The sequence below is a fragment of the Pseudomonas sp. SDT291_1_S447 genome (assembly GCF_054070155.1).
The window spans coordinates 1-18,971 of sequence record NZ_JBSVXS010000104.1; the positions used below are offsets into that span (position 1 = coordinate 1).

18 protein-coding genes are annotated in these 18,971 nt (G+C 57.7%); 8 read left to right on the forward strand and 10 right to left on the reverse strand.

Going from position 1 to position 18,971, the window contains the following annotated elements; translation table 11 throughout:
• Window positions 1-349 precede the first annotated feature (349 nt).
• From ACW9IR_RS23350 to ACW9IR_RS23365, 4 genes are all read left to right on the forward strand, one after another.
• Window positions 350-679 carry a hypothetical protein gene (locus tag ACW9IR_RS23350; RefSeq protein WP_457465221.1) on the forward strand — a complete coding sequence of 110 codons (330 nt, stop codon included), beginning with the start codon at window positions 350-352 and terminating at the stop codon, window positions 677-679.
• Window positions 680-1,016: 337 nt separating this feature from the next.
• On the forward strand, window positions 1,017-1,760 hold the full coding sequence (locus ACW9IR_RS23355) for a hypothetical protein (protein WP_110721299.1): 744 nt from the start codon (window positions 1,017-1,019) through the stop codon (window positions 1,758-1,760).
• A 71-nt stretch (window positions 1,761-1,831) separates the two neighbouring features.
• Window positions 1,832-3,751: an alkaline phosphatase D family protein gene (locus tag ACW9IR_RS23360; RefSeq protein ID WP_457465222.1), complete on the forward strand. Its 1,920-nt coding sequence runs from the start codon at window positions 1,832-1,834 to the stop codon at window positions 3,749-3,751.
• 204 nt (window positions 3,752-3,955) lie between these two features.
• The gene (locus ACW9IR_RS23365; RefSeq protein ID WP_102901586.1) at window positions 3,956-4,159 is read left to right on the forward strand and encodes a type II toxin-antitoxin system Phd/YefM family antitoxin; all 204 of its coding nucleotides are present in this window, start codon (window positions 3,956-3,958) and stop codon (window positions 4,157-4,159) included.
• Window positions 4,160-4,165: 6 nt separating this feature from the next.
• Here ACW9IR_RS23365 and ACW9IR_RS23370 read toward each other — a convergent pair whose 3' ends face one another.
• The gene (locus ACW9IR_RS23370) at window positions 4,166-5,335 is read right to left on the reverse strand and encodes an acetylornithine/succinylornithine family transaminase (protein ID WP_457465223.1); all 1,170 of its coding nucleotides are present in this window, start codon (window positions 5,333-5,335) and stop codon (window positions 4,166-4,168) included.
• Window positions 5,336-5,437: 102 nt separating this feature from the next.
• Here ACW9IR_RS23370 and ACW9IR_RS23375 point away from each other — a divergent pair, with 102 nt between their 5' ends.
• The 3 genes from ACW9IR_RS23375 to ACW9IR_RS23385 all read left to right on the forward strand — a co-directional run bounded on the left by ACW9IR_RS23375 (window position 5,438) and on the right by ACW9IR_RS23385 (window position 7,637).
• Window positions 5,438-6,343: a LysR family transcriptional regulator gene (locus tag ACW9IR_RS23375; RefSeq protein WP_038362897.1), complete on the forward strand. Its 906-nt coding sequence runs from the start codon at window positions 5,438-5,440 to the stop codon at window positions 6,341-6,343.
• Between the two features lie 54 nt (window positions 6,344-6,397).
• Window positions 6,398-6,802 (forward strand): GNAT family N-acetyltransferase, encoded by a 405-nt coding sequence (locus ACW9IR_RS23380; RefSeq protein ID WP_457465224.1) that lies wholly within the window; start codon window positions 6,398-6,400, stop codon window positions 6,800-6,802.
• Window positions 6,803-6,935: 133 nt separating this feature from the next.
• Entirely contained in the window at window positions 6,936-7,637 is a 702-nt protein-coding gene (locus ACW9IR_RS23385; RefSeq protein ID WP_095123230.1) for a hypothetical protein, read from the forward strand.
• Window positions 7,638-8,054: 417 nt separating this feature from the next.
• On the opposite strand, the gene ACW9IR_RS23390 is transcribed toward ACW9IR_RS23385, so the two are convergent.
• The 9 genes from ACW9IR_RS23390 to hmpA form a co-directional block, all read right to left on the reverse strand.
• On the reverse strand, window positions 8,055-8,546 hold the full coding sequence (locus ACW9IR_RS23390; protein WP_007916938.1) for a RidA family protein: 492 nt from the start codon (window positions 8,544-8,546) through the stop codon (window positions 8,055-8,057).
• A 388-nt stretch (window positions 8,547-8,934) separates the two neighbouring features.
• Window positions 8,935-9,822 carry a heme o synthase gene (gene cyoE, locus ACW9IR_RS23395; protein WP_007916939.1) on the reverse strand — a complete coding sequence of 296 codons (888 nt, stop codon included), beginning with the start codon at window positions 9,820-9,822 and terminating at the stop codon, window positions 8,935-8,937.
• An 11-nt stretch (window positions 9,823-9,833) separates the two neighbouring features.
• On the reverse strand, window positions 9,834-10,169 hold the full coding sequence (gene cyoD, locus ACW9IR_RS23400) for a cytochrome o ubiquinol oxidase subunit IV (RefSeq protein WP_007916940.1): 336 nt from the start codon (window positions 10,167-10,169) through the stop codon (window positions 9,834-9,836).
• Window positions 10,169-10,792 carry a cytochrome o ubiquinol oxidase subunit III gene (cyoC, locus tag ACW9IR_RS23405; RefSeq protein ID WP_095191600.1) on the reverse strand — a complete coding sequence of 208 codons (624 nt, stop codon included), beginning with the start codon at window positions 10,790-10,792 and terminating at the stop codon, window positions 10,169-10,171. The genes cyoD and cyoC overlap by 1 nt, the downstream gene beginning before the upstream one ends.
• Window positions 10,793-10,795: 3 nt before the next feature.
• Entirely contained in the window at window positions 10,796-12,826 is a 2,031-nt protein-coding gene (cyoB, locus tag ACW9IR_RS23410; protein WP_042560959.1) for a cytochrome o ubiquinol oxidase subunit I, read from the reverse strand.
• Window positions 12,827-12,829: 3 nt separating this feature from the next.
• Window positions 12,830-13,771: a ubiquinol oxidase subunit II gene (cyoA, locus tag ACW9IR_RS23415; protein ID WP_007916947.1), complete on the reverse strand. Its 942-nt coding sequence runs from the start codon at window positions 13,769-13,771 to the stop codon at window positions 12,830-12,832.
• Window positions 13,772-14,614: 843 nt separating this feature from the next.
• Window positions 14,615-15,124, reverse strand: coding sequence for a disulfide bond formation protein B (locus ACW9IR_RS23420; RefSeq protein WP_095112391.1), 510 nt, complete (start codon window positions 15,122-15,124; stop codon window positions 14,615-14,617).
• Window positions 15,125-15,149: 25 nt separating this feature from the next.
• Window positions 15,150-15,710 carry an ester cyclase gene (locus ACW9IR_RS23425; protein ID WP_457465225.1) on the reverse strand — a complete coding sequence of 187 codons (561 nt, stop codon included), beginning with the start codon at window positions 15,708-15,710 and terminating at the stop codon, window positions 15,150-15,152.
• Between the two features lie 220 nt (window positions 15,711-15,930).
• Entirely contained in the window at window positions 15,931-17,112 is a 1,182-nt protein-coding gene (gene hmpA, locus ACW9IR_RS23430) for an NO-inducible flavohemoprotein (protein WP_457465226.1), read from the reverse strand.
• 164 nt (window positions 17,113-17,276) lie between these two features.
• Here hmpA and norR point away from each other — a divergent pair, with 164 nt between their 5' ends.
• On the forward strand, window positions 17,277-18,836 hold the full coding sequence (gene norR, locus ACW9IR_RS23435; RefSeq protein WP_457465227.1) for a nitric oxide reductase transcriptional regulator NorR: 1,560 nt from the start codon (window positions 17,277-17,279) through the stop codon (window positions 18,834-18,836).
• The last annotated feature ends 135 nt before the right edge of the window (window positions 18,837-18,971 follow it).

An 18,971-nucleotide genomic window follows, 5' to 3' on the forward strand; every position in this document is an offset into this window, starting at 1 on the left:
GGAGTTTTCCGTTTCGACTGCGCCGGAAGTGGGGCGAATTATAGACATCTGAAATCTGCCGTCAACCGTTAATTTCGCTTTTGAGCCCTGACCTTCAATTTGAATCCGCGAACGTCCAATTAGATAGCAGATCGGATTTTGCTTGGTTGCGTGTTTTTTGCAGCGACTTTTATCGCCGCATCTGTCTTAAAATGTTTTCACAGCGCACCGGTCGTTTTATGCCTGCCACCACAGACTGTTCTGGATCGATGGGTGCCTACGACGGCGGGGCAACCCGCACCAAACCTGATTGCTTTGCTAAACGATGACTCACCTTCGAAACCTGAAAACAGCAGCTAGGACTTAAATCATGGAAACGTCACTGGAAACAGTCGCCCTTTTCTCCCTCAAGCTGGCTTATGAGGAAGAAGGCTTGAGCCCAATTTTGCGGGACGACCTTGTTATGGGGGATTACCAGAAAGACGTATTCGAATTGCTGGTGAGACGCGGAGATGTGGAGACCATTCAGTTCAAATTGAATCAGTGCCTGGGGTTGGCGATGGATGCCTTGGGGGGTGCAGAGAAACCGCTGGGGCGCGAACTGCGCAAATTGTCAGCCGATTTCGGCGAGGTGCGGACGATGGAGCAGTTGAATCAACCGCTTCTCGCGCTCAAGGGTTATCTGAAAGACATCTTGTGATTGGACTGGGCCTTTATAGAAGATGCTTTGAATGCACTTCGACACTCCCCCCATTGAAGTCTTCGCCGTGAATTCGAACTTCACTTTCCCCCGCTCCACCGATCGACCGCCTACCACTGCCACGCGCTTAACTTCGACTTCTTTCCGAACGGCGCACACCGAGGTCATTGCAACACCCCGTGTGATCACACAGTACAGGCGCAAAGAGCGGGTGCTGACAGGCAGATGAGTTTCTTTGCTCTCAACGTTTAACCTGTTTTGGTATCGTGCTGCCCATCATCGCGGCGCTCGCTGCGAATGCCTGTTGTCGGCTATCGAAAGTTAAGGAAAGGATCGAATGGAGTTTCTGCGTTTTCTGGCATTTGTTGCAGTCTGGGGTTTCATGTGGCGCTGGGTGGTAAAAAACCGAGGCAGCTGGAATATTTTCTACGGCAACATCGTCGGCGCGGCGGGCGGCTTCATCGTTGCGCTGGTGGTGCTGTCGATCACCTTTTCGTTGTTTCCTTCGTCGCATGATTACGAAGCGGCGCAGACTGAAAACAAGGTCACACAAGTTGCCGAGCCGACCTCACTGTTGCCTGAAGCCGAATCTGTAACGCCCGCCGCAGAGCTGAAAGATGCGCCTGTTTTTGCTGCAATCGAGCCGGATGACAAGCCATCTCCTGCCGACTCCGCATTGTTGCCGAACTACGCCAGCCGGGCGCCGAAATCAATCGGGTTGCAGACCGTGCTGGATCAAAGCGACTATCAGGGTCGCATGGCCCTGGCAGCGCTGAACAAGAAACTGCGCGGCGACGCCCAGGCCGACAAGTCGATGATCGCGTATGTCATGTGCAGCCCGTTTGTGACCAGCACGTTGCGCTTTCCCGCTTCGGCGCGTTTTGCTGACAGCAAAGCTCTGGTCAGCCACCGCTTCAAGGATCAGGTCTACACCTTCAGCAGTACCGTCACCGCGCGCAACATGAACGGCGACGATGTCGCCTACCGTTTCGATTGCTCGGTGCAAGAACAGCCTCGAACTGACGCCCTACCTGCGCAATGGCGTTTGTTGGCGCTGAAACTGCAAAAAACCGACTCTTAAGGCTCATTTAAGGGTTCAAGGCGCCGCCTGCGCTATCATCGCCGGCCTGTGCGCCTTGAGCTTTGCCCTCGATGTCTCCGACACCCGTTGATCTGATCCCGCTGCCTCCTGTTTTGGCCGGCCCTCTGCTGCGACGGCTGGAGCCAACGCGCGTGGTCATGTGGCTGGTAGGCACGCGGCCATTGTCGCTGACCTTGCGCCTGCAAGGTGTAGGAGACATTCCTCTCTGCGCCGGGAAATGCACGGTCATTCCCGTAGGTCGCCAGGCGTTTGTTCATCTTATCGACGTTACTCTCGAAAACGCCCTGCCCTGCGATACGCAAATCGACTATGACCTGCTGATCGACGACACCACTGGCATCGCCGACTGGGCGGCGCATCTGCTGTACGGCGATGCAACCTGCCCGAACTTCGTCCTGCGCTCGCGGATCGACCAACTGCTGCACGGCTCCTGCCGTAAACCGCATCACCCGGCGGCGGATGGTTTGCTTTGCGTCGATCAGCTATTGGCGAGCGAAGCCGACCCGCAACAACGCCCGGCCTTGCTGATGATGAGCGGCGACCAGGTTTACGCCGACGATGTCGCCGGCCCGATGTTGCGGGCGACTCATGCCTTGATCGAACGTCTCGGCTTGTTCGACGAACATCTCGAAGGCGCCGTGGTCAGCGACAGCGCCAAGCTCTATGAACACCCGGCCAGTTACTACCACCGTGCGGATTTGTTACCGGCGCTGGAAAGCAACGAGACATTGCGCGAGCGATTTTTCGGCGGTGCGCGTAAGCCGATTTTCACCAGCAGCAGCGCTGACAATCACTTGGTGACCTTCGCCGAAGTCATGGCGATGTACTTGCTGGTGTGGTCGCCGACGGCTTGGTCGCTGATCGACCCGCAAGCGCCCGAACTGACGCCCGAACGTCTCAAGCGCTACGCCCTCGAGCAGACTCGCATTGACGCCTTCAAGGCTGGACTGGGCAAGGTCGCCCGCGCGCTGGCGCATCTGCCGAGCCTGATGATTTTCGATGATCACGACATCACAGACGACTGGAACCTTTCTGCGCAATGGGAGGAAACGGCCTACGGCCATCCGTTCTCCAAACGCATTATCGGCAATGCGCTGATCGCCTATATGTTGTGTCAGGGCTGGGGCAATAATCCCGATGCATTCAAGGACGTGCTGAAGAAAACCCTGGAGCTGAGCGCCAGTGGTGATGATCGGTATCTCGACAGCCCGTGTCAGGATGCGTTGATCGATGAACTGTTGCGCTTTCAGCATTGGCATTTCGTATTGCCAACCAGTCCGGCGCTGGTAGTCATCGACACGCGCACCCGACGCTGGCGCAGTGAGATGGCGCTCAAGCAACCCTCGGGCCTGCTCGATTGGGAGGCGCTGAGCGAACTGCAACAGGAACTGCTCGATCATCCGTCAGCGATCATCGTTTCCCCGGCGCCGATCTTCGGCGTGAAGCTGATTGAAACCGTGCAGAAGGTCTTCAGTTGGTGCGGCTACCCGCTGCTGGTCGACGCGGAAAACTGGATGGCTCATCGCGGTGCGGCGCAGGTGATCCTGAATATTTTCCGCCACTCGCGCACACCGGGTAATTACGTGGTGCTGTCGGGCGATGTGCATTATTCCTTCGTCTATGAAGTGCTTATCCGCCACCGTAAGGCCGGTCCGCGGATCTGGCAGATCACCAGCAGCGGCATCAAGAACGAGTTTCCGAAAAGCCTGCTGGAATGGTTCGACCGCCTCAACCGCTGGCTCTATTCGCCACGGTCACCGCTTAACTGGTTTACCAAACGCCGACGCATGCGCATCGTGCCGTACACGCCGGAACATGCCGAGGCAGGTGAACGGTTGTGGAATTCGGCGGGGATCGGTCAGGTGTTTTTCAATGAGCAGGGGCAGCCGCGCGAGATCATTCAGCACAATTCGAATGGCAAGGCGAAGACACGGATGCTGGCGCCGGATCTCGCGGATTATCCGGACTAGCTATAGTTTTTTCCTACACCGGGAATGCCGGATGCCGACAACGCGGCGGTTTCTCACTGCCCGAGACAGTGGACAAGGATTACAGACGTCTCAGAAACGTCTCCAGGGTTCTTAAGTGATACTGAACGTGCTCGCAGCAACCCTTCTGCGAAACAACCACTAGTAGGTGTCGCCTTGTCATCCTGTACTCACCTCTATAAGTTCTTGGCATCCAGCGAGGATCGAGAGCTAACTTCGCAATCCCGGCAAGAATCTGAGCCTGTCGTGATGGTGCCCCCTGGCGAGAACAGCACACTCGAAGAAACAGCCTACTTGATGCGCTCACCCGCAAACGCCGAGCGGTTGATCAGATCGATCGGCGAAATGCGCGCAGGAAAAGCCAAAGTCAGACATTTGATCGAAGAGTGAAAATCGTCACGACTGAACGACACATCCCACACCTCTGACAATCATCTCCACCTCACGCTCATCAATCGTCAACGGTGGCAGCAATCGTATCGTCTTGCCCCGCGTGACGTTGATCAACAGCCCATGATCCCGCGCCGCGATCAGGGTCAGATCCCGCACCGGTTGTTTCAGCTCGATACCGATCATCAAGCCCTGCCCACGAATCGCCAGCACATTGGGATTGTCCGCCAGCTCTGCACGCAGACGAGTCAACAGACGCTCGCCCTGAATCCGGGCGTTTTCCAGCAGACCCTGCTCTTCGATGATATCCAGCACCGTGCAACCGACCCGACACGCCAGCGGATTGCCACCGAAAGTGCTGCCATGGCTGCCGGGCGTGAACAGATCCGCAGCCCTGCCCCGCGCCAGACAAGCGCCGATCGGCACACCATTGCCCAGACCTTTTGCCAGCGTCATGACATCCGGAACGATGCCTTCATGTTGAAACGCGAACCAGCGGCCGGTGCGGCCGATACCTGTCTGGATTTCATCGAGCATCAATAACCACGCATGGCGATTGCACAGTTCGCGCAGTGCTTTCAGGTAGTCGGGCGGCGCTAGCTGCACGCCGCTTTCGCCCTGAATCGGCTCGACCAGAATTGCCACGATGCGCTCGCCGTGCTTTTTCTGCGCCTGCTCGAGCGCCGCGAGATCACCGAACGGTACTTTGAGGAAATCCCCCGGCAATCCGTTGAAACCCAAACGCACCGCCGGGCCATCGCTGGCCGACAAGGTGCCAAGTGTGCGGCCATGAAACGCGTTGGCCATGACCACCACCAGCGGCTGTTCGATGCCCTTGCGCCAGCCGTACAAACGCGCGAGTTTCAGCGCCGTTTCATTGGCCTCGGCACCGGAGTTATTGAAGAATGCGCGCTCCATGCCCGACAGCTCAGTCAGCCGTTTGGCCAGTTGTTGTTGCCAGTCGATGCTGTACAGATTGGACGTATGCAGCAGCAATCCCGCCTGCTCGCTGATCGCCGAAACAATCCGCGGGTGCGAGTGGCCGACATTGGTCACCGCGACACCGGCCACCGCATCCAGATACTCGCGACCGGCCTGATCCCACAGGCGAGTGCCGAGGCCTTTGGTGAAACTCAGGGCCAGTGGTTGGTAGGTGTTCATCAGGGCGGCGGTCATGACTTCAAACTCCAGTGCAGGTCGGTGTGCTGGCAGTATGGTTAGCCAGCGAAACTGGATAAACTCGGCAAAACTTCATTCATTTAAAAGCAGAGCTTGATAATGGACCTGTTCCAGTCGATGAGCGTGTACGTCAAAGTCGTCGAAGCCGGGAGCATGACGGCGGCCGCGTTGCAGTGCGATATGTCGACGACCATGGTCGGCAATCATCTGCGCGCGCTGGAACGACGGCTCGGCGTGCAACTGCTGCAACGCACCACCCGGCGTCAGCGCCTCACTGAATTCGGCAGTGTTTACTACCAGCGCTGTCTGGAAGTGTTGGGGTTGGTCGCCGATTCCGAACGCCTCGCCGAGCAGACCCTCGATCAACCCCGGGGCATGCTGCGCCTCACCGCGCCGCTGACCTTCGGCGTTGAACGGCTGGCTCCGGCGCTCAGTGAGTTTTCCCTGCTGTACCCGCAGGTCAAACTCGATGTGGTGCTGACCAACAGCCGTCCCGATCTACTGGAGAGCGGCCTCGATGTGGCGTTTCGGTTGGGCAATTTCGACCAGTCCAACTTGATCGCCCGGCCCTTGATCGACTACACCCTGACCGTGTGCGCCTCGCCGCACTACGTTGCCCGGCGCGGCATGCCAAAAACCCCGGAAGACTTGCAACAGCACGACTGCCTGTCGTTCGCCTATCCCGCCGGCGACGACTGGCAATCGGTGGAAAAGCGCTGGCGCCTCGGGGGGCCCGACGGGGAAATCATGGTCGACGTCAGCGGGCCTATGTTGATCAACAGCTCCGCCGGCTTGCATCAGGCGGCACGCACTGGCATGGGCATCGTGATGCTGCCGGATGCGCTGGTAGAACAAGACCTGCGTGAAGGCCGACTGGTGAAGGTGATCGCCGACTTCCAGCCACCCAGCAGACCGATGCATCTGCTCTACGCGCCAGATCGCTATCGCTTGCCAAAATTGCGCCGGTTCGTGGAGTTTGCGATGCAGACGTGGGGGAAATCCTGAGGCTGCCTGCTCGACGCTCCCCTGAAAACTCGCTGACAAGGACATGAACAGCAGATGAACAACACTCTCAACGTACGCGATTTACTGCCCGCCGAAACGCAATCGGTGCGGCAGTTTCTCGGGGAGCATGGCTGGGGCCATCGCACCGGCTCAGATGAACACTTCGCCCAGTTGATCAAGAACTCGCAGCGCACCGCCGTCGCCGTCCAGGGTGAGCAGATCATCGGATTCGCTCGTGGGATCAGCGATGGTTTGTCCAACGGTTACCTGTCGATGGTGGTGGTCGATGACCAGCATCGACGTGAAGGGATTGGCCGCGCACTGGTCGAACACATCATGGGCGACAACCCGGATATCACTTGGGTGCTGCGTGCCGGTCGCGAGGGCGCAGAGGCTTTTTTTGCCAGCCTGGGTTTTGAAACCTCGGTGATCGCCATGGAACGGCCGCGCTTGAAATAGTGCACTCCGGGAAAAAACTCGACCGGCAGACCGTTGCTCCGTGACAACGCCGCCGCGCTCCCCTAAATTAGTCGGCCTGAAAAAGCCCGCGGCTTTCTCATCTCCACTCAAGTTAAAAAGTAGTGAAATTTCAATGTCCGATTTCAACACCGCTGAATCCGTAGTCACCGAATCGTCCAAAGCGGAATACGAAAACTCCATCAATCTTTCACAACACCTGCCACAAGCCAAAATCATCAGCGAGATGGTCCTGGACGCGTTCCAGTCGACCCGCGAAAGCGACCAGATCCGCGAGCTGCGCGCGGCGATCCGTCAGGCTCACGACAGCTTCGATGACGACAAGGCCTACGAGCTGATGGGCGAACTCAAGGCGCTGAAAGACGCCGAAGCCGCCGACCTCGCCGCCCTAGAAGACCTCAGCAGCAAGTTCTCGATCGGCCGCATCCTGTCCAGCTTCAAGGACGATCCGGCGTTCCAGGAAATCGTTTACGGCCTCGCGCTGAAAGTGCTGAACCAGACCCATCAGGCGATCAGCAATCCGAGCGGCGGCAAGAGCAAGGCTGCGAAGAAGAAAGAAGTCGAAATCTTCACCATCAGCAAGGACGGCATCAGCGTGACCTTGCCACTGCGCACGCCACGCTCGCGCCTGAACGTTGACCGTGCAGCGCTGGAGTTCCTCGGCTTCACCTTCGTCGGAGAAGGCGAAGAAGCGGAGCTGGAGAGCGAAACGTTCATCGACAATGCCGGCACCGAACAAGCCGTTAACCGCAAGAACATCATCACTGCGTTGCAACAGCAGACTGCATTCGATGGGTACAGCATCGCCGCGCAGTAATCGCGCAGCCGCTGTACGAAAAAGCCCCGCACTGAGATTCAGTGCGGGGCTTTTTGGTTTTCGGCTTGGGTTGGGTTAGATGGCCTAAACCGAGGCCCCTCACCCCAGCCCTCTCCCGAGGGAGAGGGAGCCGATTTGGGGATATTGTAGAAGTACGCCGAAATGAAAGTGCGGTGCCGAATCCACAATCGCCTCGACCTCTCAGGTCGATGTACAGCGGAAGACACCTCGGTCAGTCCCTCTCCCGAGGGAGAGGGCGCCGATCGGGAGATATTCAAGAGATGCACCGAAATGAAAGTGCTGTGCCGAATCCACAATCGCCTCAATCTCTCAGGTCGATGTATAGCGCAAGACACCTCGGTCAGTCCCCTCTCCCGAGGGAGAGGGTTAGGGTGAGGGCAAGCCGTCAAAAAACCCTCAAGCCGAAGGATGCAACGCCACGATCATGTCGACTTCAATCGCCGCGTTCTTCGGCAACTGATACACGCCAACTGTGGTGCGCGTGTGCCGGCCCGCATCGCCGAGCACATGACTGAACACGTCCGACGCACCGTTGGCGACTTCGCTCAGGTCAACGAAGTCCGGCGTCGACTTCACATACACCGTCACCCGCAACAACGCCTTGATCTTGTCCAGCGAACCCACCGCATCGACGATCAGCGCCAGGCAGCGCATCGCACTGATGCTGGCGGCGGCTTGCGCATCCTTGAGGGTCAGCTCCAGTCCGACGCGACCCGGGTACTGAATCTTGCCATTAGTGCGCGGCACCATGCCGCTGATGTACAACTCATCGTGATGACGGATCAGCGGCGCGTAATTGCCGCCGGCGGTGTTCTCGCCATAGATGTCGTAGTTCAGCTCTTGGGCCAGGGCAATAAAACGCTCGTCGCAGGTCATCCTCTCAGTCATTTCGCCCAGCCTTTTGATCAGTGCATGAAGAAGCTCGAATCACGGCAGTAAAACACCGAAAAAATGGCTGGGTGCTATCACTGTCGGGGTTGGATCCAAATCTAGGGGTTTTGAACTCCACTCGCAACCCTCACCCTAGCCCTCTCCCATAGGGAGAGGGAACCGAACGCAGGATATTGACGACATACATCGACCTGAACGCACTTTACCGAATCCATAATCGCCACGACTTTGCAGGTCGGCGGTAAACTCGAGACAACTCGGTCGGCCCCCTCTCCCTCTGGGAGAGGGCTGGGCGGGCGGCGTTCCGATGAGGGGCTTTACGCCAGGCAACAAAAAACCCCGCACATCTCTCAATGTGCGGGGTTTTTCTTCAAGCCTTTGAGCCTTACGGCGCGTACGTCAGCAGCAGCTCTGCGGGCACCTTGAAGTCCAGGGACATCATGACGCTCAACGCAGTGATGGTGAAGATCGAGAACACGAACAGCTTGCGTGCCCAGACCGTGTCATCCACCGCTTTGTAGCCGGTCCAGGCCATGTACAACCAGTACATGCCCATGGCCGCGGCGACGGCGAGGTAGCTCATGCCGGCGTAACCGCTGAAGGTCAGCATCAAGGTCGCTACAAGGAACGCCAGGATGTAGAGCAGGATGTGCTTCTTGGCCACTTGAATCCCGCGCTTCACTGGCAGCACCGGAATCGATGCGGCCAGGTAATCGTTGAAGCGGAAGATCGCGATGGCGTAGGAATGCGGCATCTGCCACAGGCTGAACATCACCAGCAACGTCAGCGCGGCCATGTCGAAGCTGTTGGTTACGGCAACGTAACCGATCACTGGCGGCATGGCGCCCGACAGACTGCCCACCAGCGTGCCGTGAACCGACTTGCGCTTGAGGTACAGGCTGTAGAAGCCGACGTAGATGATGAAGCCGATCACCGCGAACAAAGCGGCCAACGGATTGGCCACCTTGTACAACAATGCAACGCCGAGAACACCAAGGATGGTCGCGTAGACCAGGGCCAGTTTCAGGGAGATCAAGCCCTGCACCAGCACCCGGTTCTTGGTGCGTTCCATCTTCAGGTCGATGTCGCGGTCGATGCAGTTGTTGAACACGCAACCGGAGGCAACAACCAGGGATGTACCGATCATGGCAGCCAGAAACACCGCCAGATCCACATGCCCTTTCGAGGCCAGGAAAAACCCGCCTGCCACAGAAAGCACGTTACCGAAAATGATCCCCGGTTTGGTGATTTGGATAAAGTGCTTGAGCGACATCGGGTCTTACCTCACTTCGCCATCATGTAGGTGTGGATGCTGAACATGATCCACAACGACAGGCCAACCAGCAGCACGATCACAATCGCCGTAAAGACGAATGCAATCACGTTGTTACGCTGAGCAATGGAACGGTCCAGGTGCAGGAAGTAATACAGGTGAACGATCACCTGGATCACTGCGAACAACAGAACGATTGCCAGCGTGGTGGCCTTCGGCAGGCTCGGGTACATCACCAGACCGAATGGGATGACGGTCAGGATCACCGACAGGATGAAGCCAATGGCGTACGACTTTACGCTGCCGTGGCCAGCATCATGGCTGTCATGGGAGTGTGCATTAGCCATTACAGAGTCCCCATCAGGTAAACAACGGTGAATACGCAGATCCACACCACGTCCAGGAAGTGCCAGAACAGGCTCAGGCAGCTCAGACGGGTCTTGTTGGTCGCCGTCAGGCCGTGCTTGTTGACCTGGTACATCATGATGCCCATCCAGATCAGACCCGCAGATACGTGCAGACCGTGGGTACCGACCAGGGTGAAGAACGCGGACAGGAAGCCCGAACGGCTAGGACCGAAGCCCTCGGAGATCAGCAGGTGGAACTCGTTGATCTCCATGGCGATAAAGCCTGCGCCGAGCAGGAAGGTCATGAACAACCAACCCAGGACCGCCTGCTTCTTGCCTTTGTACAACGCCAGCATGGCGAAGCCGTAGGTGATCGAACTGAACAACAGCAGAGCGGTTTCGCCCAGCACGTATGGCAGTTCGAAAATGTCGTGGCCCGCTGGGCCACCGGCTACGTTGTTTACCAGTACTGCGTACACCGCGAAGATCGACGCAAACAGAATGCAGTCGGTCATCAGGTAGAGCCAGAAACCGTATACGGTCATCTCGCCCGAGTCGTGGTGATGGTCATCGTGCCCATGGTCACCATGGGCGTGTCCAACATTGGTCACTAAGTTCGACATGGTTTAAGCCTGTTCCAACGAGGTTTCAACACGGGTGGCACCGGCCGGGATTTTCCCTGCCGCAACCAGACGCTTGTGCTGCTCGGCTTCGATACGCTCGATCGTTTCAACCGGAACCATATAGCCCTGGTCGTCACGTGCAGCGTGGATCACGAAGTAAACGACGGTGCCTACCAGGCTCGCGATCGCCAGCCACCAGATGTGCCAGATCATTGCGAAACCGAAGACGGTCAACAGTGCGCCCATCACCACGCCAGTGGCGGTGTTGTTCGGCATGTGGATCGGCTCGTACTTGGCCGGACGCTGGTACGCAGTACCGTTTTCCTTGGCTTCAGTGAACGGGTCGATGCAGTCAGCCTTAGGCAGCACAGCAAAGTTGTAGAACGGAGGTGGCGACGAGGTCGACCATTCCAGGGTGTGTGCATTCCACGGGTCACCGTGATCGCAAACGTTCTCTGGCTTGTTGCGGTCACGCACCGACACGTACAGCTGGATCAGCTGGCAGGCGATACCCACAGCGATCATCACCGCACCGAACATGGCAACGTACAGGTACGGTACCCACTCAGGGTTGGTGGTGGCATTCAGACGACGGGTCATGCCCATGAAGCCCAGTGCATAGAGCGGCATGAACGCGACGAAGAAGCCCGAGATCCAGAACCAGAACGCTGCTTTACCCCAGCCTTCGTGCAGCTTGAAGCCGAACGCTTTCGGGAAGTAGAACGCGAAACCAGCGATGTAACCGAATACCGCGCCGCCGATGATCACGTTGTGGAAGTGCGCGATCACGAACAGGCTGTTGTGCAGAACGAAGTCAGCACCCGGGATGGCCAGCAGTACGCCGGTCATGCCGCCGATGGCGAAGGTCACCATGAAGCCCAGAGTCCACAGAACCTGGCTGGTGAAGCGCAGACGGCCCTGGTAGATGGTGAACAGCCAGTTGAATAGCTTCACACCCGTCGGGATGGAAATCAGCATCGTCGCCAGACCGAAGAAGGCGTTGACGCTTGCACCCGAACCCATGGTGAAGAAGTGGTGCAGCCAAACCATGAAGCCCAGTACCGAGATCGCGCCCGAAGCGTAGATCATCGAGTGGTGGCCGAACAGTTTCTTGCCGGTGAACGCCGAGATCACTTCCGAGAAGATGCCGAATGCCGGCAGGATCAGGATGTAAACCTCAGGGTGGCCCCACGCCCAGAACAGGTTGACGTACATCATTGGATTGCCACCAAGTTCATTGGTGAAAATGTGGAAATCCATGTAACGGTCAAGGGTCAGCAGTGCCAGGGTAGCGGTCAGGATCGGGAACGAAGCCACGATCAGAACGTTTGCCCAGGTGCAGGTCCAGGTGAAGATCGGCATGTCCATCAGTTTCATGCCTGGGGTACGCATTTTCAGTACGGTCGCGAGGAAGTTAACCCCCGTTAACGTCGTACCTAACCCGGATAGCTGTAGCGCCCAGATGTAGTAGTCCATACCCACGCCAGGGCTGTATTGCAGACCCGACAATGGTGGATAGGCAACCCAACCGGTCTTGGCGAATTCGCCGACGCCCAGGGACAGGTTGATCAGTACTACGCCGGATACCAGCAGCCAGAAGCTCAGGGAGTTCAGGAACGGGAACGCAACGTCACGCGCGCCGATCTGCAGCGGCACTGCAAGGTTCATCAGGCCGGTGAAGAATGGCATCGCCATGAAGATGATCATGATCACACCGTGAGCGGTGAAGATCTGGTCATAGTGTTCAGGTGGCAGGTAGCCAGGCGAACCTTCGGTGGCCATGGCCAACTGGGTACGCATCATGATGGCGTCGGCAAAACCGCGCAGCAGCATGACCATGGCGACGATGATGTACATCACGCCGATTTTCTTGTGGTCGACCGAAGTCAGCCACTCGGTCCACAAGTAGGTCCACTTCTTGAAGTAGGTGATTGCAGCGAACAGCGCCAGACCACCGAGGGCGATCATGGCGATGGTCACCATCACGATCGGCTCGTGGAATGGGACTGCTTCCCAACTTAATTTACCAAACATCGTTTACTCCTCTGCCCCGGCAGCTGAATGCGAACTCGAGTCAATTTCCGTGGCCGCCACTTCTTTCTCTTTCTTCTCGTGCTTCAGCGGCTTGCCCGGCTTCATACCTTCGTACTTGTCGACGATGATCTGGAACTGGTTCGGCGTGACCGAGGAGTAGAGCTCGACTGGGTTGTTCTGGCTCGGTTTGGCAAGTGCCGCGTATTCAGCTTGATCAAGCTGTTTAGGTGACTTCTTGACTTCACTTACCCAGGCGTCGAAATCTTCCTGAGTGGTGGAGATAGCTTTGAACTTCATGCCGGTGAAACCCGCGCCGCTGTAGTTGGCGGAGATACCGTCCATTTCAGCGTTGCGGTCAGCGATCAGGTGCAGCTTGGTCTGCATGCCCGCCATCGCGTAGATCTGGCCGCCCAGACCCGGGATGAAGAACGAGTTCATCACAGCGTCAGAGGTGATCTTGAAGTTGATTGGCGTGTGCGCCGGGAACACGATCTTGTTGACCGTGGCAATGCCTTGTTCCGGGTAGATGAACAGCCACTTCCAGTCCAGCGCGACCACTTCGATGGTCACAGGCTTGACGTCGGATTGAATCGGACGATACGGGTCCAGTTCGTGGGTCGAAATGTAGGTGATGTAACCCAAGGCGATGATGATCAGAACCGGGATGGTCCAGACTGCCACTTCGATTTTGGTCGAGTGCGACCATTTCGGGGTGTAGACGGCGTTCTTGTTCGACGCGCGGTACTTCCAGGCGAACAGGAAGGTCATGACGATAACCGGCACAACGACCAACAGCATCAGCAGGGTCGCGGTGATGATCAGGTTGCGCTGTTCCAGGCCGACCTGGCCCGTTGGATTGAGCAAGGTCATGTTGCAGCCTCCCAGCAACAACGTGCCGAGCAGCGGCACTAGGCCTAGTAATCTGGGGTACCTGTTTTTACTCATCTCACGACCTCTAAAGCAGCTTGCGCAATGCAGTTGGGTTTTGATCGCCAACACTTCACCCTGCCAAGGGTTGGCATTTTCTTTGGATTGAATAAGGGCCGCCCGTCGCGCGTCAGACGCTCGACAAAACCTGGGACAGCGGTCAGTTCTTATTCGAATTCGTGGTCAAAGGCCTTGTTACAGACCAATTCCATTTGGTGCGGAAAGTTGGAAGGCACCGACACCTGGGTGTCTTGGAAGCCTCGCGACTCACTCGACACCCGACTTTCTGCGCAGCGCCTTAATAAAAAGCGTTCCTTAATAAAGGCTGAACAGTGCCGGGAATTCAGTGCGGGCGATTGTAGATAGGTAGCGCCCTATACACCATGTCTTATCCCGAAATAATTTTTATCCGTTCGAGCAACAATCCATCGCCATTTTTGCAAAAGTTCCGCATCTTATCGAAATCAATTCTCAACAAAAACACCAAAAATTGTAGGTGTACCCGCGTCAGTTCAGACAGCTCTGAAGGCTTTTTCCGAACGCTCGAACAGCGCAAGCCCCGATAACCCAAGGCTTTTGGCCATATGCCCGCGCTTGTTAAAACTGCCTGCTCTGGCACCCGCGTGCTAAAGCCGAAAAACCCCGAAGCAGACCAATCCTTTTTTGTAACAACGCCCGATTCCGCATCACTGAAGCGTCCTGCGACACCGCGCGTGTGACAACATGTCGCACACTTGCCACACCCTGCCTTGCCGTCCGTCACGGTGTTTTCACAAACACTCTGAAATGCAAAAACGCCCCGATTGGCTGATCCGCAAATCGGGGCGTTTTCTGTATCGGCCAGACAGCCGAATAGTTGACTCAGCGCAGTGCTTTTCGGTTACGCGAGGTCAGCAGCGGCACCAGGATCACCACCAGCACGAACGCCAGCAGTGCCCATTGCGCCAGCGACAGACCGAGGATCGGCGGGTAAGGCGTGGAGCAGAAACCGTCGACCTGAAAGCCCAGCGGGAAGATTTTCGCCAATGGCAGATCATCGACAATCGGCTGCAGCACATCGATGCCGCAGCTCACCGCCGGATAGAACTGGGTGTACACGTGATGCCCGGCCACACCGGCCCCGGCAATCGCGCAAAGCACCACCAGCACTTCGAACACGGTGATGCTGCGACGGGTACGCATCGCCGCGCCGATGAACGCGAACAGCGCGATCAGCAGCAATGCATAGCGCTGCAAAATGCACAGTGGGCACGGTGCTTCGCCGAGCACGATCTGCATGTACAGCGCACCGCCGATCAGTGCCAGGCAGATGATGCCCAGCAGCACCAGAAAGCGCCGCTCACGTCCCAGTCGAATCGTTTCCTCGCTCATCGCGTTTCCTTTATATGTCCATGGTTCAGCTGGCCGGCGGCTGCGCTTGCAGTTGCGCCATCAAGCTGATGTTGTCTTCGATATGCCAATTGGCCGCGATGCGACCGTTATCAATCTGATAGATATCGGTTGCCCGGAAGTCTACACGCTGGCCCTGCCCTTTGAGAGCCTTGAACGTACCGCTGAAGTGCCCGCGAAAATGCAGATGCACCACCACGCGGTCACCGGCGATGATCATTTGCTCGATGTCGCAACTCAAGTCCGGCACCGCCGTGCGAAAGAACTTCGACGCCAGCAACGGCCCGGTCGGCCCCTGCACCCGGTCTTCGGGTGGGGTCTGGTCGACAAACTGCGGCGACAGCGCCGCCGTGGCCAACGCTTCTTCACCGGAATTCCAGAAACTGGCGTAACGCCGCGCGGCCAATTCCATAGCTTCGACCTGCGCCTTGGGCAGGCTCTGATCGACGATCAGGGTCCGCGGCTTTATCAGGGCAGATTCGGCAAAGACAAACGGGCTCGTCAGCAACGCGGCCGAAAGACCTATGGCTGCGAAGCTGAAACGACGGGCGAAGGCGAAATGCGACATGGGGGCGATCCTGATCATGTAAACGAACGAGCGCCTATCATCAGCATCGGGGAATAAACGATAAACCGGTTAAGAAATGATTAACCTTTAAACATTTTTTAAGAATCAGCACCGCGTAACGGCCTTCGCGAGCAGGCTCGCTCCCACATTGGATCTGCGTCAAACACAAATCCCCTGTGGCAGCGAGCCTGCTCGCGAATGAAGGCAACCCGGTTTCAGATCACTCTAAAGCAGCAGCCGGCCCAAAGAACTCATAACGGCTTTGTTTCTCCGGCACACCCAGCGCTTTCAGATGCCGCTTGATCGCGCCCATGAAGCCCTTCGGCCCGAGGAAGTAAGCGTCGACATCACGCTCCTGCGGCAACCACTCGCCCAACAGCGCCTGATCCAGCATCCCGACCTTGTCCGCCGCCGGGCTCACGCCGTCATCTTCGGCGTAGCAGTAAAAACGCTTGAGTTGCGGATGACGCGCCGCCAGCTCATCAATCCAGTCACGGAACGCATGCACGCTGCCGTTGCGCGCGCAATGGATAAAGTGCACCGGCCGCTCGGTTTCCAGCGCCGCTTCGAGCATCGCCAGAGTCGGAGTAATGCCGACGCCACCGCTGATCAGCACCAAGGGCTTGTCGCTCGCAGCCAAGGTGAACTCACCCGATGGCGGGAACAGCTGAATGCTGGCGCCGACCTGCAGTTGATCGTGCAAGTGATTGGACGCACGGCCGCCCGGTTCACGTTTGACGCTGATGCGGTACTGACCGTTATTCGCCAATGCAGACAACGAGTAATTGCGGCGGATTTCTTCACCGTCGAGGATCAGCTTCATGCCGATGTACTGGCCCGGCTCGGCCGCGAGGATCGGGCCTTTATCAGCAGGTTCGAAGTAGAACGAAATGATTTCCGCACTCTCCTCGACCTTGGCCGCGACGATAAACTCCCGCGCCCCGCGCCAGCCGCCGACGGCGTGTTCTTTCTGGTCGTAGATGGCGGTTTCGGCGCCGATCAGGATGTCAGCCAACTGCCCGTACGCCGCCCCCCAGGCGCTCATCACTTCCGGTGTGGCGATCTCTTCGCCGAGCACTTCGGAAATCGCCCGCAGCAGGCAGGCACCGACAATCGGGTAGTGCTCCGGAAGGATCTGCAGGGCCACGTGCTTGTTGATGATCTTCGCCACCAGATCGCCCAACTGGTCGAGCTGATCGATGTGCCGCGCATACATCAACACGCCGTTGGCCAGCGCGCGCGGTTGGTCACCGCTGGCCTGGTGCGCCTGGTTAAACAGCGGGCGAACTTCCGGGTATTCGGAGAGCATCATGCGGTAGAAGTGAGTGATCAGCGCTTCACCGCCGCTTTCCAGCAGAGGCACGGTGGACTTGATGATGGCACGATCCTGGACGCTAAGCATAAGGTGGACTCCTGAGCTTCTTTGAAAAGTTACCTTAGGCTTATCAGGTTTCATGCCAACTATTTTATCTATATAAATCAATAGCTTGAAAACATGGTAGTCATAAAGACTCAAAGACCTTTATAGTCATCCCGACTACATCTTGTCTCTTTGACTACAAGACCATGATCGCCAAATCCTTGCTTACCACCCTGCTGCCTCTCGTCTCCGACCTGTCCCGCGAACTGCCCGAGGGCGAGCGCTATCGGCGCTTGCTTGAAGCCATGCGCGCCCTGCTGCCCTGCGATGCCGCTGCATTGTTGCGCCTCGACGGCGAAGCGCTGGTGCCGCTGGCGGTGGACGGTTTAAGCACCGACACCCTCGGCCGGCGCTTCAAGGTCAGCGAGCATCCGCGCTTCGAAATTCTCCTGAGCGGTGCCGGACCCACGCGATTCGCCGCCGACAGCGACTTGCCCGATCCTTATGACGGTCTGGTCAACGGCCTCGATGAGCATCTGGAGGTTCACGATTGCCTCGGCTGTCCTTTATTCGTCGATGAAAAACTCTGGGGCCTGATCACCCTCGACGCCCTCGACCCCGAGCGTTTCGAACCGATCGAACTCGACGCCCTGCAAGCTTTCGCCAGCCTCGCCTCGGCCACGGTCAACGCTGCCGAACGCATTCAACGCTTGGCCAATCGCGCAGAAGACGAACACCAGCGCGCCGAGGTTTATCGTCAGGCCAGCGGCCAGCAGAATCGCGAAATGATCGGCCAGAGCAAGGCGCTGAAGAAGTTAGTAGAAGAAATCAATCTGGTCGGCGGCAGTGATCTGACCGTGTTGATCACCGGCGAAACCGGGGTCGGCAAAGAGCTGGTCGCCCAGGCGATTCACGCCGCATCAGCGCGCGCCGACAAACCGATCATCAGTCTCAACTGCGCCGCGCTGCCCGACACACTGGTAGAGAGCGAACTGTTCGGCCACGTGCGCGGCGCCTTCACCGGCGCCACCAGCGACCGGCGTGGCAAGTTCGAACTGGCCAATGGCGGCACACTGTTTCTCGATGAGGTCGGTGAGTTGTCGCTGACCGTGCAGGCGAAATTGCTGCGCGTCTTGCAGAGCGGTCAATTGCAACGTTTGGGCTCGGACAAGGAGCATCAGGTCGATGTGCGCCTGATTGCCGCGACCAACCGCGACCTGGCCGAAGAAGTGCGCAGTGGTCGCTATCGTGCCGACTTCTACCATCGCCTCAGTGTGTACCCGCTGCGTGTGCCGGCGCTGCGCGATCGCGGCCGCGATGTGTTGTTGCTCAGCGGTTTTTTCCTCGAACAGAACCGCTCGCGCATGGGCCTCAACAGCCTTCGCCTGAACAGCGACGCCCAGGAAGCGCTGCTCGCCTACACTTGGCCGGGCAACGTGCGCGAGCTTGAGCACTTGATCGGGCGCAGTGCGTTGAAAGCGCTGGGCAACTGCAAGGTGCGGCCGAAGATTCTCAGTTTGAGCGCGGCGGATCTGGATTTACCGCGTGAGGTTGTGGATAACTCGGTTGAGGCGGTTGCAGGTGTGGTGGCTGAGATGCCGTTGATCAGCGGGGATTTGCGCAGTGCGACCGAGCAGTATCAGCGGCGTTTGATCAGTGCGGCGCTGGAGCGCAATCAGGATAACTGGGCGAGTGCGGCGCGGGAGTTGGGGCTGGATCGGGCGAATCTTGGGCGGATGGCCAAGCGGTTGGGCATGAAGAGCTAAAAGCACACCCTCACCCTAGCCCTCTCCCAGAGGGAGAGGGGACCGACCGAGGTGTCTTGCACCATACGCCGACCTGAAACATCGAGTCGATTATGGATTCGGCAGAGCAGGTTCAGGTCGGTGAATTACTACAAT